We start from the raw sequence: 13975 nt of genomic DNA on the forward strand, positions 1-13975 counted from the left end.
GGGGATTACGCTCGCGGAGTATTTCCTTACGCGGAGAAGCCATCATGCAAGAAGTTACCCTTTCGCCTGACGCGGGCGAACAGTCAGGTAGAACACCCCGAGGATGTCTGGACGCGAGCGTTGTGCGATGCGTGCTGATGCCCTGGCTGCGGAAGAAGCAGTCGCTGCCCGGTCCAATCGTTGCGCAGGCCGAAGCCTGGGCGGCCGGTTGCCAGGACACCGTACCGAGACCTGATGCCCACGGAAGCCGCATCACCGTTCGTTCGCCTCTCGCGTGACGTCATCTTCAGTCGCGCAGCGCTGTGCCGTCACGTCGAGGAAGAGCCTTTTTCCCTCTCGGGCAGCACCGTGCGTAGTGCACCACGCCCTGCCCGCAAGATGGCTCAGGAAAACGCAATGCGGCTCGACGCCGCTCCCGCCGAACAGCCGTCCCTCTTCTAAGCGCCGCGGCGTGCCCGGTGCGAAGCACGTGCCCGACGCCGAAAAAATTCTGTCCACCCGCACACACGCATTTCTGCTTCGAGCGACTACAGTTAAGTAGTAGGGAGACTGTTGTGCCCGTGGAGCCAGTCCGCCTCACGGTTGCGGGCGGCATGCAGTACGAAGGTGTGAAAGAAAATGAAGTTGTTCATCTGCGCACTGCTGTTTGCCGCCGCGTCTCTCTGCGCGCGTGCTGACACTCCATTGCTCCATTCTCCCAGCGTGCTCGTGTACGACGTCGCGCGCGGCGAAGTCCTGCTCGAAAAGAACGCTGACGACGTTCGACCCATCGCGTCGCTGACGAAACTGTTGACGGCGATGGTCGTCATTGACCACGCACAGGCGATGGCGGACACCCTGACAATTGGCGACGCCGACATCGACCGGCTCAAGCACTCGGGTTCCCGCCTCCCTGTCGGCGCGTCGCTCGACCGCGAGGAGATGCTGCGCCTCGCGCTCATGTCATCCGAAAACCGTGCAGCGTCCGCCCTGTCACGCTCCTTCCCGGGCGGCCAGTCCGCGTTCATCCAGCAGATGAATCTGAAAGCGCACGCGCTGCACATGACCGACACGCATTTCGACGATCCGACGGGCCTCTCGCCGGACAATGTCTCGACGGCGCGCGATATCGCCAAGATGGCGAACGCGGCTTCGCACTATCCGATGATCAGCTCGTTCACCACGCTGACCGCGTACGAACAGGCAATCGGCAGCCGCACCAGGTTCTATCACAATACCGATCCGGTCGTCCGCTGGGCGGACTGGGACGTTCAGCTCGCAAAAACCGGTTACACGCGGGAGGCCGGACGCTGCATCGTAGTCGACGTCGCCATGCCGGGTGGCCCGCTGATCATTGCGCTGTTGGGCGCAAAGTCGTCCGGCGCCCGTGCCGCCGATCTGGCGGCGATCCGCAACTGGCTGAACGGCGATCAGCCGCCCGTCGCCGTGCCTCGCCTGTATTACGTCTCTGCACGTTCACATCATCATCCAACCATCGCCAGTCAGGCGCAGCGCGTGAAGGTGCGATTCTCATCCTCCTCGCGAACCGTGTCGGCTGTCCCGCCACGTCACCACGCGTCGCATCGGATCCGTGCCAGTCGAGCCGGAGCGTAGGGGTGCCCGAACTGTCGCGACTCAAATACGCCGCAAGGCAACTCGTCGTGGCGGCCTTCACCGACTCACTCAGTAACCTCGCGGAGTCGCTGAAGCTGTACCGCCCCAGAACCGTGCGGGCCGGATAACCGCTGCCCCGCACGCGATCTGATTTTCGCCGCCCGGCGTCCGCGCGGCCTGTGGCACGAAGAACAGCCCTACACCGTTCCACGCCGCGTATTTTTTCCCTTTGCAGCGTCAACCCATGTCGTCAAGGTTGCGCTATAGGCGGCAGCGCTGAATTTTTCGTGGACCGTCGAGAGCGTACAAAACTTGGGGAGGTCGATTTCGTCAGGGCTCCATGACTCACGGCACGTTGCACGGTCTGTGCTGTCCGTTTGCCAGAGCACGCCTGCTGACGCTGGCCTGATGCATTTTCCGCAACCCGAGTCGGCAATCTTGAGCGCCGAGATGCGACGCGGCGAGAATTCCCCGTTCAAAACCGCTACCCTGACCGTTCGGCCACCACGCAGCATCACGGACACTTTGCCGAAGTGCCCAGGTAGAACCTGGCTTGCCACGCGCGGCTCTGGCGCGACGCGCAAACTGCGTACCGAACTGGTCGCACCATTGACGCACCGTCTCGTCGCTCACCGTCACGCCATGTTCGAGCAGCAACTCCTCGATGTCGCGCAGGCTCAGATTGAAGCGGCACAGGTTTCGGAGCTTTATTACTCATCGGCATGAAATCTGTACGCAATAGAGCTTAAACGTCGGTCATTTCGCTTAACGACGCAGACCGACCTGCCCCGGCTGACCATTTCGTCCGAAGGCGCAGTATCGACAGGCTGCAAAGCAATCTGTCGCCGCTACCGAAGCGAATAAACGAGCGACGGGGAGGACCGATTGCTTGTCAGTGCGGAGTACGTGGCGCCACGGGACGATCGACCTGAGAAAGCAGTCAGTGGCTTGGCACCGACCTCAGCGGCCAGTATGGGGCGACGTATGCGTTTTGTGAAATAGTGCTTGCACGAGACGATCGCCCACTCTCGGTGTGGGGCAGACTTCGCACCGGCTCCGGCCAGCTTGCCTTCCCGGTCGGCCTTCACCCAGTTGTACAGCGTCTGCTCAACCACTCCCAGTGTCGCCGCCACCGCTGCCATACTTTGTCCGGCCTTGACCAGCCACACCGCTTCCAGCTTGAACTCGAGCGTGTACTGCGCTCGCTTTGCCTTGCTTGTCATCGTTCTTCTCCTTGCTTGAGCTTACCTGCTCAGCAAGGGATTCGTTTTTCGGCGGCAAGCTCACCCCAACTTTTGCACGCCCTCTATTGCGACAAAAACCCAACTATTCATCCGCGATGGGGTTAGTCAAACGACCGAGTCCATCCGCGGTCACAATACAAGTGTCACCCGGCTTCATCCATAGCGGCGGCGTATGTGCTACCCCGACGCCAGCTGGAGTACCTGAAACGATCAGGTCACCGGGGGATAGCGTCATCACTTCACTGATAGTTTCAATGAGTGTCGCGACATCAAAGATCATTTCGTCTGTGCTACTTTCCTGGACGATCTCTCCATTCAGAAGTGTCTGTAATTGCAATCCCTTTGCGCCCGCGGGCAACTCATCCGCCGTGACGATGTAAGGGCCGAACGAGCCCGTGCCGTCGAAGTTCTTGCCAATGGTCCATTGAGGCGTACGCGTTTGATAGTCGCGCAGGGATGCGTCATTGAACAACGAGTATCCGAAGACGTGATCTAACGCCGAGACCTTCGGAATTGCCCGTCCACCTTTTCCGATGACGATTACTATCTCGCCTTCATAGTCGAGGTTCCTGGAGACCCTGGGCCGTAAGATAGGTTGTCGGTGTCCGATGAGGCTTGAGGCGAAGCGCGAGAAAATGGTCGGGTAATCAGATTGTACGGACCCCGTCTCGTTCGTATGATCGCGATAGTTCAGCCCGATGCAGACGATTTTCGAAGGTGAGATAAGTGGGGGTAGATGGTCAACGTCTTCGAAGGCGACAGGTTCTCCCTGTAAAAGACACTCGCAAAGCGAAGCGACCGCCTCGTCGCCGGCAAGTAGGGCGTCGCTTAGGTCACCAAATTCAGGAATATCGGTGAGAAAGCGGCCGAAGAATTCCTCTCCTTCCGCTGCCGCAGCCAGCCCCACGTGACCGTTTCTGATAAAGCGTAGGTATTTCATTGTCCAGGTTCCGAGTTGAATCGAGATTGCGCGGAGTTAGCTCTAAACGCTACGAGGTACAGTCTCGCGAAGCGATGCCAAGGGTTGGTCCCAGTCTCGAGGGTTGTGCACGCCTCGAATCAGCACTCGACTTTCGTTTGACAGCATGCAGCGTTTTCGCGTATCGCTATTACATATCGAGGTATGGGAAATCCGGGTTATCTAGTGCATTGTTCGAGGCTGAAGACAAAAGACTCGTAAGGTCGTCCCGTAACGTGCCTCAAACCCATTTCGCATGTGCGATTTGCCGACACATAAGCGTCAGCGGTCGTCGCATTCACATATGCTTGTTCTTCCCGTGTGGCAGAGACGACCAACTCCGGATGTAGCAGCCCCCGGTCGCCAGCGGTGCCGCAACAGGTGGCGCCAATCGGAATGACGACCTCTTCTGCGATGTGTTGTGCTACCTGCTTGAGTTGCCCGGACAGCTTAAGATGCATCATCGCGCAGGTAGGATGCACGACAAGACGATTAATTGGCGTGCGCACCTGCAGCTCCGGAAGGAGGCTTGCACACCAGGTTACTGAGTCGACGATTTTGAGGCGCGAGTACCTTTCGCTAAGCTCAGGTTGGAGATGCTCAGACAGGTCGTTCGCGAGACCGTGCGTACAAGACGCTGCGTCGATCACAACAGGCAAACGTCCTTCATCGGTCCACCGCAACAGCGCACCCGCAATCGAAGTTGCCATAAAACGATACGCGTCAGCGTATCCCTTTGAACTGAACGGCGTCGCGCAGCAGAATCCCTTTACGTCTGGCGGAATCCACAACTTCTTCCCTCCTCGATCTGAGACACGGACGAGCGCCTCCTGAATCGATATTGCGTCGCCAGGGGAGTCTGGATCACGCCCGAATATTCGATTGACGCAAGCAGTGAAATAGACGGCGTCGGCGCCTTCGCGGAACGTCTCCGGCATACGGGTCGCTGCCGGCTTGGGCATCGGTCCCGGGACGGTCGGTAAAATGTCGCTGCTAACAAATTTGCGCGCCGTGTCTGTCAACGCTTTCACCGACGCCCAACCTAAGGTATTGCCGAGATACTTTGCCCCACCCAGCGCTACGCTACTAACCCGCTCGACGGTGGCCCAATTCTTGGCGACAGACAGGGCAATGCTCTCCGAGGTTTCGGTTTGCGCGCGCCGCCGAAACTCGCGCATCAGTTCTCCAGTATTGATTTCAATGGGACACGGCAGCGAACAGGTTCCATCACCGGCACACGTCTGTATGGCATCGTATTGATATTGCTCCTGGAGCCGTCTCAGGACTGGGGAATTCTCCGGCTGGCGTGCCATCTCACGACGCACGACGATACGCTGTCGCGGCGTCATGGAGACATTTCGACTCGGACATACAGGCTCGCAAAAACCGCACTCGATGCACTGACTGGCGTCGGAAACCTCATCTATCGGGGGCTGGGTTTTGAGATTTTTCAGATGAATTTCCTTGTCCCTGGTAAGCATCACGTTCGGTGCAAGAACGCCACGCGGGTCGGCGAGTTGCTTGACTCGCCACATGACGCTCGTCGCCCGCTCGCCCCATTCGTGCTCGATAAATGGCGCCATATTCAATCCGGTTCCATGCTCTGCTTTAAGGGACCCGTTGTATTTGTCTACCACGAGGACGACGAGCTCCTCCATGAACCTCGAATATCTCGCCTTGTCGCTGTCCTGATCCAGCCGGACGACAAGAGAGAAATGCAGATTCCCGTGCGCCGCATGCCCTGCGACGCCTGGCATAAACCCGTGTTTTCGCAGAAGATCCTGCAGGTCATGCACCGCATCTGCCAGAAGCGCTGGGGGAAAACAAACGTCCTCGGTGATAAGCAACGAGCCCTGCATTCGCAATTTTCCAATCAAACCCAACAGACCTTCCCGCACGTGCCACGCCAGTTCGATGGCCTCGGCACGACTCGTAAAGGTCAAATCTCCCAGCAGGGTTACCCGGTCTGTCAGGTGCATGACGCGAGCCTGCTTTTCAGTTAGGCTCTGCTCGTCGCTGGCGCCTAACTCCACCAGCAATGCCGCCGCCTCTATGTCAAGAGTCTTCCAGTATTCAGGCGTCCCGGGAAATGCCGCGGCCGCGGCCCGCAGGGCCGGTGCGATCATCAATTCGACGGCGTCGGCACCGAGCGCAACCAGACCTGGCACAAGCGCGATCGCATCGTTAATTGAGGGAACGGCAATCCATGCGACGCTCGTGACCGCCGGAAGCGCAACGGTATCGAATGTTGCGTCCGAGATGAATCCAAGGGTCCCTTCGGAGCCCACCATAAGACGACGGAATATCTCCAGGGGAGTGTGACCGTCGAGGAAAGCGTCAAGCCGGTAGCCGTGGGTGTTTCGGATGGAGTATTTGCGACGGATTTTCTCGACCAGTTCGTCATCCGCGAGAATCTCCGCGCGCAGCGTCATCAACCCTTGCGCGAGCTCAGGTTCGTTGGTCTGAAAATATCGTTCAGCGTCCGGGTCTGATGTATCTATTTTGGTCCCGGATGGAAGCACGAACGTAAGCGCATTGACGGTACGGTATGCATTCTGAGACAAAGTGCATCGCATGCCTCCAGAATTGTTTGCAATTACGCCACCGAGCGTGCACGCTCCTGAGCTCGCTGGATCTGGCCCAATCTTGCGGCCGTGAGGCGCCAAATGAGCATTTGCCTGGGAAAGAATGGTTCCGGCGCCGGCCTTCAGGCTGACGCCGCCCGCTCCAATGTGCTTGATACCGCTGAAGTACTTGCGCACGTCGATGAGGAGGCCATCTGACTGTGCTTGTCCGTTCAGACTTGTCCCCGCAGAGCGAAACGTGGCGTGCCGACCTGACTGAGCACAGAAGCGAAGGATTTTTGCCACGTCGTCTGAATCGTGGGGGACGACCACTACTTGCGGAATCAAGCGATATGGGCTCGCGTCCGACGCATAGCGGACGAGGTCAACCAGTCGATGCAATACGCGTTCTGGCCCGAGCAGTTGCTCCAGAGCCTGCCTCAACGCCGGGGGCGTTCCGTCACAGAGTTCCTCAGGTACCGCGTCTGGCAATGCGTGGCCCTGCGGTCGCCCCACTTTTGCCGGATCCACAGAAAGAAGTTTTTGCATTCTCGAACTTGGTAAGGATGGAAATGGAATCAACAAGATATGTTGGGTAGACGCGGTGAAGGCTCTGTGAAATTGACGGGCGTAGACTACCTGTTTGGCTTAAGAGTAGTTATCCTTATCAGATAACTTTCTCGATTGCAGCAGAGACAGTCCAATCATGCCATGTGGCGAACCGTCAAAGTCCCGGATTTCGCTGCCGCCATTTCTTTCTCTACTCGTGCCGTTTTCGTTGAGTGGCTTCGTGTTGGACTTTTATTTTGACATCGCGAGTGCAGCGACCGGACGGCGCCGTACCCACCAACCGAAGGCCGCTGCCGTGAAGAACATCAGCAGTCCGTAGATGGCAGGTGCAATGGACATGGCGTCGTTCCTCAACACGACTAGGGCAAGGTAGATAGCCAAAGTGCTGTTGTGCAGACCGATCTCGAAGGCGATGGCGCGGTTCTGCCCTTCGGTCAGGCGGGTGAGTTTGCCGGCGAAATAGCCCACCAGCATGCTGGCGACATTGAAGACCAGTGTGGCCGTGCCGACAACCTGGAAGTTGCTAGAAAGCACCGCCCATTCGCGGATGACGACCACGACGATCAGCAGCGTTAGAATCAGCGAGGACGCGATTTTCACCGGCTTGTCCATCTTGATCGAAAAGCGCGGAAACCTGGAGTGGATGAACATCCCGATGGCGACCGGCGTGAGGACCATCACGATCACTTCCAGCGTCTTTTGAAACTGCAGGGGGATATACGCCTGGCTGCCCATGAAGCTGCTCAGCGCGAAGTTGACGATGAAGGGAATGCTGACAATGGACAGCACACTGTTGATCGCGGTCAGCGAGATGTTCAGCGCCACGTCGCCCTTGAACAGATGCGAATATAGGTTCGCGGTGATGCCGCCGGGGGATGCGGCCAGCAGCATCATGCCCACCGCCAATTCAGCGGACAAGCCGAGCGACTTGCAGAGGAAATAGCAGAGGGCAGGCAGCAGCAGCGTCTGGCAGAGCAGCCCGATTAGAATCGCCTTGGGTTGCACCAGGATGCGCTTGAAATCCTCCATTCGAAGGTGCAGGCCAAGGCCCAGCATGATGATGGCCAAGGCCAAGGGAAGGCCGATGGTGGTTAGCGCGCTTGCTTGCATGTCTCTTCTTCCTTGAACCGCGAAGGCACGTTTGGGTGGGGGGGTGAATGCGACAACCGTGGACAGCCAGGCAAGAAGCTTCTGAGTACGGCGCGCGGTATCTAATCATAGAAATCGGAGCGCGATCATGACTGTCCGATGTTTACGATCCAGGGGTATGCCCTAACAGGCTGTTGAATTTGGGTCCCGTGCTAACGGGGCTTGAGGGACAGGCGTTATGGATATTGTGTTCATGATCTTTGGCAGCGGATGCGATGCGCTGAATGGATGAAATGCAGGAACCCATGTTCACGACGGTCAAGCTGGAGGATTTCGCCCCGGCGGATCACCCGTTGCGGCCGATGCGGCTGCTAGTGAACGAAGCATTGAAACGGCTCAACGGGCTGTTCAGCGTGATCTATGCGGACACCGGCCGGACATCGATTGCGCCCGAGAAGCTGCTGCGTGTGCTGCTGTTGCAGGTGTTCTACTCGGTGCGCAGCGAGCGCATGCTGATGGAGCAAATGCGTTACAACGTGCTGTTCCGATGGTTCGTCGGGCTGGCGATCGAGGACGCCGTGTTGGACCACCCGGTGTTCTCGAAGAACCGCGACCGACTGCTGGAGCATGAAGCCGTGGAAGCGTTCTTCACTGAAGTCATGAGCCTGGCGGACAAGCGGGGCCGGCTGTCGAGACACCATCTCTCGGTGGACGGCACGCCGATTCAGGCATGGGCCAGCCACAAGAGCTTCCATGCGAAGCACGGCTCGCAGCAACGATACGCGTGAGTCGAGTACGAATCCGGATGGATGGTTTCGCCGAGCGCGCCAGCGCCTTGTAACTGCTCGAGTGCGTGCCAGGTGGCCATGCGAAGACGGTCCGTGACACGCACTTCTCCAGCGAGGCGTTGGTCCACGCCTTGTGCCTGCCGCACGAGATCGACCGCCAATTTCTCCATTTTTTCGGCCGTACGCAGCGCGACCTCGCCCACCGAAGTCGGCACATACCCGCCAGATTTGCGCAGGAAGAGCGTCGAGCCGAGCGCACGTTCGAGCGTCGCGAGGCGCCTGCCTACCGTCGCCTGATCGACACCATCAATCCGCGCGGCGCCGCGCAGGCTTCGCTCCCCGGAAAATGGCGAGAAAGATACCGGGGGGGCATCCCAGTTCAAGGCAGCCTCCAGCAGTGATGCAAATTTGCATCGGTGGTCATGCATATTGCTGCGTGAATCCATCATGCCCCAAACATATACTCACCTCATCGTCGCAGTACGCAGAAGCGCACCAGCCCAACGATTACTACCAAACTCTGTTGAGAGATTCCCTATGTCCGACGCTCTTTGCCATACGCCCACCGAAATGACGGCAATCGAAATCATCCAGCCAGGCGGCCCTGAAGTGCTGGTTCCGACGAAGCGCCCTGTACCGCGCCCGGAAGCTGACGAGGTGTTGATCCGCGTTCATGCAGCAGGCGTGAATGGCCCCGACGTGTACCAGCGCAAGGGGCTGTACAACCCGCCGCCGGGTGCATCGGACATTCCAGGGCTCGAAGTTGCCGGTGAGGTCGTTGAAGTAGGCTCCGCTGTGCGTCGCTTCAAGCGTGGCGATCTGGTCTGCGCACTGGTGACGGGCGGTGGTTATGCGGAGTACGCACTTGCCAATCACAATGTCACGATGAAGCTGCCGCCCGGTCTCGATGTGTCCGAGGCGGCGGCGATGCCAGAAACGTTCATGACCGTGTGGCTTAATCTCATCCAGCGCGGCAAACTGCAGGCCGGCGAATCTGTGCTCATTCACGGCGGCGCCTCGGGTATCGGCACGACCGCAACAATGATTGCGAAAGCGATGGGCGCGTCGAAGATCATGACCACTGTCGGCTCCGAAGCGCAGCGCGAGGCAAGCCTGCGGCTGGGCGCGGACCACGCGATCAACTACCTCGAAGAGGATTTCGTGACGAAGGTTGACGAATTCACGGGCGGTAAAGGCGTGGACGTGATTCTCGACATCATTGCGGGCGATTACGTGGCGCGAAACTACAAGGCTGCGGCAATGAATGGCCGCATCCTGCAAGTGAGCGTGCTTAAAGGGCCAGCAAAGGATCTCGACCTGTTCCCGTTGATGGCCAAACGCCTCACCCACGTCGGCTCAACGCTGCGCTCGCGTACACATGAAGAAAAGGCCGAAATCATTGCTGAGCTTGAACAGCAAGTGTGGCCGCACATCGAAGCGGGACGGGTCAAGCCGCACGTGTATCGAACCTTTGCGCTGGAAGACGCGCGTGGGGCTCATGAGTTGATCGACTCGGGTGTTCACATCGGAAAAGTCGTGCTGACTACCGCCGCGCATCGCGCGGCGTGATACGGCGCAACGCCGCCTGAATCAGCAAATCTATCGTTAGCTGGCTCGCGTCTAAGCGAGCCAGCTTCTTCGACTCACTGTTGGGCTGGACGAGTCGACGCGCGGGTAGTCGAGGAAGAGCTCAAACGGTAGGTGTCAGCCCCACAGATCGTATTGATCTGCCCGAGGCACGGATCCGCTGGAATCGCGAAGATGCCCTTTTTACCGGTGTCACTGGCACCTTCTGAGTGGAAGGGCTGACCGTGTGCCCCTTGCATCCGACTCCCTCAACGTGACAAAGCACTCTCGAGGCGTGGTAGCACCATGAATCAACCGCGAACCTTTGCTGAAAACCCATGGTTCCAAAGCCTGCCCCCGGCCGAAGTCGACGCATTGCTGAGCGCCGCTACGCCGAGGCAGCTGACCCAAGGTGAATTTCTCTACCGCCAAGGCGACATAATCGGGGCCTCCCAGGCGGCGTTCTTCGGCGTCGCATGCGGACTACTCAAGTTGTGCATCCTGCATCCCGATGGCAACGAGGCGATCCTGACGATCACCGAGCCCGGCAATTGGGTCGGCGAGGTCGCGCTGCTCGATCGCATGCGCCGGGCGCACACGGCCATCGCGCCAGTGGATACGGAACTCTTGACCGTAACTGCCGGCAAGTTCAATGAATTGATGCAGCGCGCGCCTTTCGCCCATGCCATCGCGAAGCTGGTGGCGGGTCGTTTGCGGATGACCTACGGCTTGATGAGCGACTCAGCCTTGCAAAGCAAACAGGAGCGCGTCGCGCGCCGCCTGCTCTTGCTGGCGCGGGGCGACATGACAGAAAGCGCCGACGAGCGATGCATCATCACCACTTCGCAAGACACGCTTGCCATGATGCTGAACATCAGCCGGCCAACGCTCAACAAGGAGTTGCAGGCGTTGGTGAAGCTCGGTGCCATCGCGTTGCGGTACGGACACATCGAGATACGGGACATGCCGCTGCTTCAGCAAAAAGGACAGGGTACCGCGGGCCAGAAAAAGCGGTGACGTCCGGCACGCCCCCATTTTGCGTGTGCTCCAGTGCGTGGCGGTCCGCTTACAGCTTACAGCACCGTGATCTCGTCACTGAGAAGTACAACGCAGATGATGATTGGCTCATTGAGAACAAGAGCTTTTCCATAGATCAGGCCCAAGCAATCGCTCGCGCCATGTGCGATTTGATAGATGAGAAGACGACGAACGTCTCTACGGCAATGAGGGACTCGCGATCTGGACCCGAAAGCTGGCCACCGACATTCGAAGACGGTGGCCACGAAACGCCCGGGCGTCTAACTCCTCCATTGCCGCCCAACTTCCCGATTGCAATGTTCGCGATAAGAATCTGGACATTACAGATATGAAGTCGCAGCTCGATCGGCAGAAGCCTAATGGTTGTGTCGCGATAACACAAATCAAGCGATAGAATTCACGAATGAGTAGGAATGCTTACATGATCAGCGAATAGAATTGCTCCGCTGCGGTGTTTGTGCCGTCGTCGTTCTGCATCAGCTCTTTGCGGATCATGTGCGCGATTTCGATGCCGGACAGGATGATGCGTGCGCAGCGGAAATCCTTGAACCCCATCATCGATCTGATGATGCGTTTGATGGCGCAGTGGTCCTGCTCGGGCAGATGAAGAGTGACGGGGGTCGGCATAGTTCAGTCGCCTAGCAGTTGTGCGATCTTGCGAAATAAGCATTCCTATTCGTGCCGTCTCGACTTTTCCTGATTTTCTTTACCGCGACAGATGCGATCCTGGATGGCCTGGCAGGACTCTGGCCTTATTTCTGGCAGCTGGTGGCGATGCAGGTGCGCGCGTGGCTGGTTGCGCGGCCACCGGCGCGTTTGCTGTTGATACAAGTGGGGTTGTCGCTGGCGGCAGTGCTGCTCATCGGTGTCTCGTAGTACAGCTTGCCGGCGCGGCACCCGGCACCGCTACGTTTTTCAGTGGCGATCAACGTCGATCTTTTTGACCATTGATCTGCGCGGCGCAATCAGGCGGTAACCGCTAGAATTGCGGCTTTAGCCCGGAATACGCCAATGTCTTTTGCCTCGCTTGGCCTGATCGATCCCTTGCTGCGTAATGTGCAGGACCTCAACTACCAGACACCTACGCCGGTGCAGACCAAGGCGATTCCTGCTGTGCTCAGTGGCAAGGACGTCATGGCTGCGGCACAAACCGGCACTGGCAAAACGGCGGGTTTTGCGCTGCCGCTGTTGCAACGGCTGGTGCAACACGGCCCGGCGGTGTTCAGCAACCGCGCGCGTGTTCTGGTGCTGGTGCCCACGCGTGAACTGGCCGAACAAGTCCTGCAAAGCTTTATCGATTACGGCAAAGGCCTCGACTTACGATTTCTGGCCGCCTACGGCGGTGTGAGTATCAACCCGCAGATGATGAAGTTGCGCAAGGGCGTGGATGTGCTCGTTGCCACGCCGGGCCGTTTGCTAGATCTCAATCGCCAGAACGCAGTGCAGTTTGATCAAGTACAAACGCTGGTGCTGGATGAGGCCGACCGCATGCTGGATCTGGGCTTTGCGCGCGAACTCAACGCCGTCTTTGCTGCCTTGCCCGCTCAGCGCCAGACCCTGCTGTTCTCTGCCACGTTTACCGATGATATCCACGCCATGGCGGCGGGCATTCTGCGCGGCCCGGTCAATATCAGCGTCAGCCCGCCCAATGCCACGGCCAGCAAGATCAAGCAGTGGGTGGTGCCGGTGGATAAAAAGAACAAGCCTGACCTCTTCATGCACCTTGTGGCTGAGAACAACTGGGAGCACGCGCTGGTGTTCGTCAAAACCCGCAATGGCGTGGATTACCTGGCGGCCATGCTGGATGAAGCGGGCTATGCGGTCGACACCATCCACGGCGACAAACCGCAACCCGCGCGCCTGCGTGCGCTGGAGCGCTTCAAGACGGGCGAAGTACATATGCTGGTAGCCACCGATGTGGCAGCGCGCGGGCTTGATATCGACGACCTGCCGCTGGTGATCAACGTTGATCTGCCGATCGTGGCGCAAGACTATGTGCACCGTATTGGCCGTACCGGCCGCGCGGGCGCCAGCGGCGTGGCGGTGTCCCTTGTGTGTGCCGATGAAGCGCCGCAACTGGCCGCGATTGAAGCGCTGATCCGGCAAACGCTGCCCCGTGAAGAAGAGCCGGGTTTTGAAGCCGAACACCGCGTGCCGCAAACTAGCGCGACGGGCCAGATCATCAAGAAACCCAAAAAGCCTAAGAAGCCGAAAGTGCCGCAAGCTGCGCCGGGCGCCATGCAGGTGCTCAGCAAAAAACCGCACCCGCAAAGTGGCGAAAACAAACGCAAGCCTGCGGCGCAGCGCGCTGTGGCCGCGGGGAAAGGCACAAGCTTGTCGAGCGGTAACCCATTCAGCGTGCAAAAGCCACGCAGCAAACCCGCCAGCAAGCCAGCTGCGGGTTCACTTAAGCCGGCTGGCAAACCCACTGGTGGCCGCGGCAAACGCCAACCCTGATCCGTGGGGATGAGTAACGGCTTTGATAATCATATAGCCGACCTCCCTCCGTTCGAATCGAACGGCCGGCCGTACAGTCAGGGTGCGAACACCGACGTGACGCACAGG

The 13975-nt window shown here is 58.7% G+C and carries 9 protein-coding genes and 5 pseudogenes; 7 read left to right on the forward strand and 7 right to left on the reverse strand.

The window, feature by feature from the left end; translation table 11 throughout:
• Positions 1-234: 234 nt before the first annotated feature.
• Complete coding sequence (locus tag FVF58_RS16235) at positions 235-441, forward strand: hypothetical protein (protein WP_149670889.1); 207 nt, start codon at positions 235-237, stop codon at positions 439-441.
• Positions 442-618: 177 nt separating this feature from the next.
• Complete coding sequence (locus FVF58_RS16240) at positions 619-1593, forward strand: D-alanyl-D-alanine carboxypeptidase family protein (RefSeq protein WP_149670890.1); 975 nt, start codon at positions 619-621, stop codon at positions 1591-1593.
• Between the two features lie 531 nt (positions 1594-2124).
• Here FVF58_RS16240 and FVF58_RS54730 read toward each other — a convergent pair.
• The 5 genes and pseudogenes from FVF58_RS54730 to FVF58_RS16265 form a co-directional block, all read right to left on the reverse strand.
• A pseudogene (locus FVF58_RS54730) lies at positions 2125-2283 on the reverse strand (IS6 family transposase); the annotation flags it as partial.
• Between the two features lie 353 nt (positions 2284-2636).
• Positions 2637-2816: pseudogene (locus FVF58_RS16250) on the reverse strand (transposase); the annotation flags it as partial.
• A gap of 103 nt (positions 2817-2919) precedes the next feature.
• Positions 2920-3777 (reverse strand): fumarylacetoacetate hydrolase family protein, encoded by an 858-nt coding sequence (locus FVF58_RS16255; protein WP_149670891.1) that lies wholly within the window; start codon positions 3775-3777, stop codon positions 2920-2922.
• A 197-nt stretch (positions 3778-3974) separates the two neighbouring features.
• Positions 3975-6908 carry an FAD-binding and (Fe-S)-binding domain-containing protein gene (locus FVF58_RS16260; protein ID WP_149670892.1) on the reverse strand — a complete coding sequence of 978 codons (2934 nt, stop codon included), beginning with the start codon at positions 6906-6908 and terminating at the stop codon, positions 3975-3977.
• Between the two features lie 252 nt (positions 6909-7160).
• On the reverse strand, positions 7161-8039 hold the full coding sequence (locus FVF58_RS16265; RefSeq protein ID WP_149670893.1) for a bile acid:sodium symporter family protein: 879 nt from the start codon (positions 8037-8039) through the stop codon (positions 7161-7163).
• Positions 8040-8302: 263 nt separating this feature from the next.
• Between FVF58_RS16265 and FVF58_RS16270 the strand changes: the two are divergent.
• A pseudogene (locus tag FVF58_RS16270) lies at positions 8303-8856 on the forward strand (transposase); the annotation flags it as partial.
• Between the two features lie 156 nt (positions 8857-9012).
• Here the strand turns inward: FVF58_RS16270 and FVF58_RS54735 are convergent.
• Positions 9013-9255 (reverse strand): annotated as a pseudogene (locus FVF58_RS54735) (helix-turn-helix domain-containing protein); the annotation flags it as partial.
• Between the two features lie 88 nt (positions 9256-9343).
• On the opposite strand from FVF58_RS54735, the gene FVF58_RS16280 reads away from it, so the two are divergent.
• Together FVF58_RS16280 and FVF58_RS16285 are read left to right on the forward strand one after the other, a co-directional pair.
• Positions 9344-10375: an NAD(P)H-quinone oxidoreductase gene (locus tag FVF58_RS16280; RefSeq protein WP_246217084.1), complete on the forward strand. Its 1032-nt coding sequence runs from the start codon at positions 9344-9346 to the stop codon at positions 10373-10375.
• A gap of 303 nt (positions 10376-10678) precedes the next feature.
• Complete coding sequence (locus FVF58_RS16285; protein ID WP_149670894.1) at positions 10679-11389, forward strand: Crp/Fnr family transcriptional regulator; 711 nt, start codon at positions 10679-10681, stop codon at positions 11387-11389.
• Positions 11390-11827: 438 nt separating this feature from the next.
• On the opposite strand, the pseudogene FVF58_RS16290 reads toward FVF58_RS16285, so the two are convergent.
• Positions 11828-12016, reverse strand: a pseudogene (locus FVF58_RS16290) (IS6 family transposase); the annotation flags it as partial.
• A gap of 72 nt (positions 12017-12088) precedes the next feature.
• Here FVF58_RS16290 and FVF58_RS16295 point away from each other — a divergent pair.
• A complete protein-coding gene (locus FVF58_RS16295; protein WP_149670895.1) occupies positions 12089-12286 on the forward strand; it encodes a hypothetical protein in 198 nt (65 codons plus the stop codon).
• A gap of 135 nt (positions 12287-12421) precedes the next feature.
• Positions 12422-13867, forward strand: coding sequence for a DEAD/DEAH box helicase (locus tag FVF58_RS16300; RefSeq protein ID WP_149670896.1), 1446 nt, complete (start codon positions 12422-12424; stop codon positions 13865-13867).
• Positions 13868-13975: the final 108 nt, after the last annotated feature.

It is taken from the genome of Paraburkholderia panacisoli (assembly GCF_008369935.1).
GTDB lineage: Bacteria > Pseudomonadota > Gammaproteobacteria > Burkholderiales > Burkholderiaceae > Paraburkholderia > Paraburkholderia panacisoli.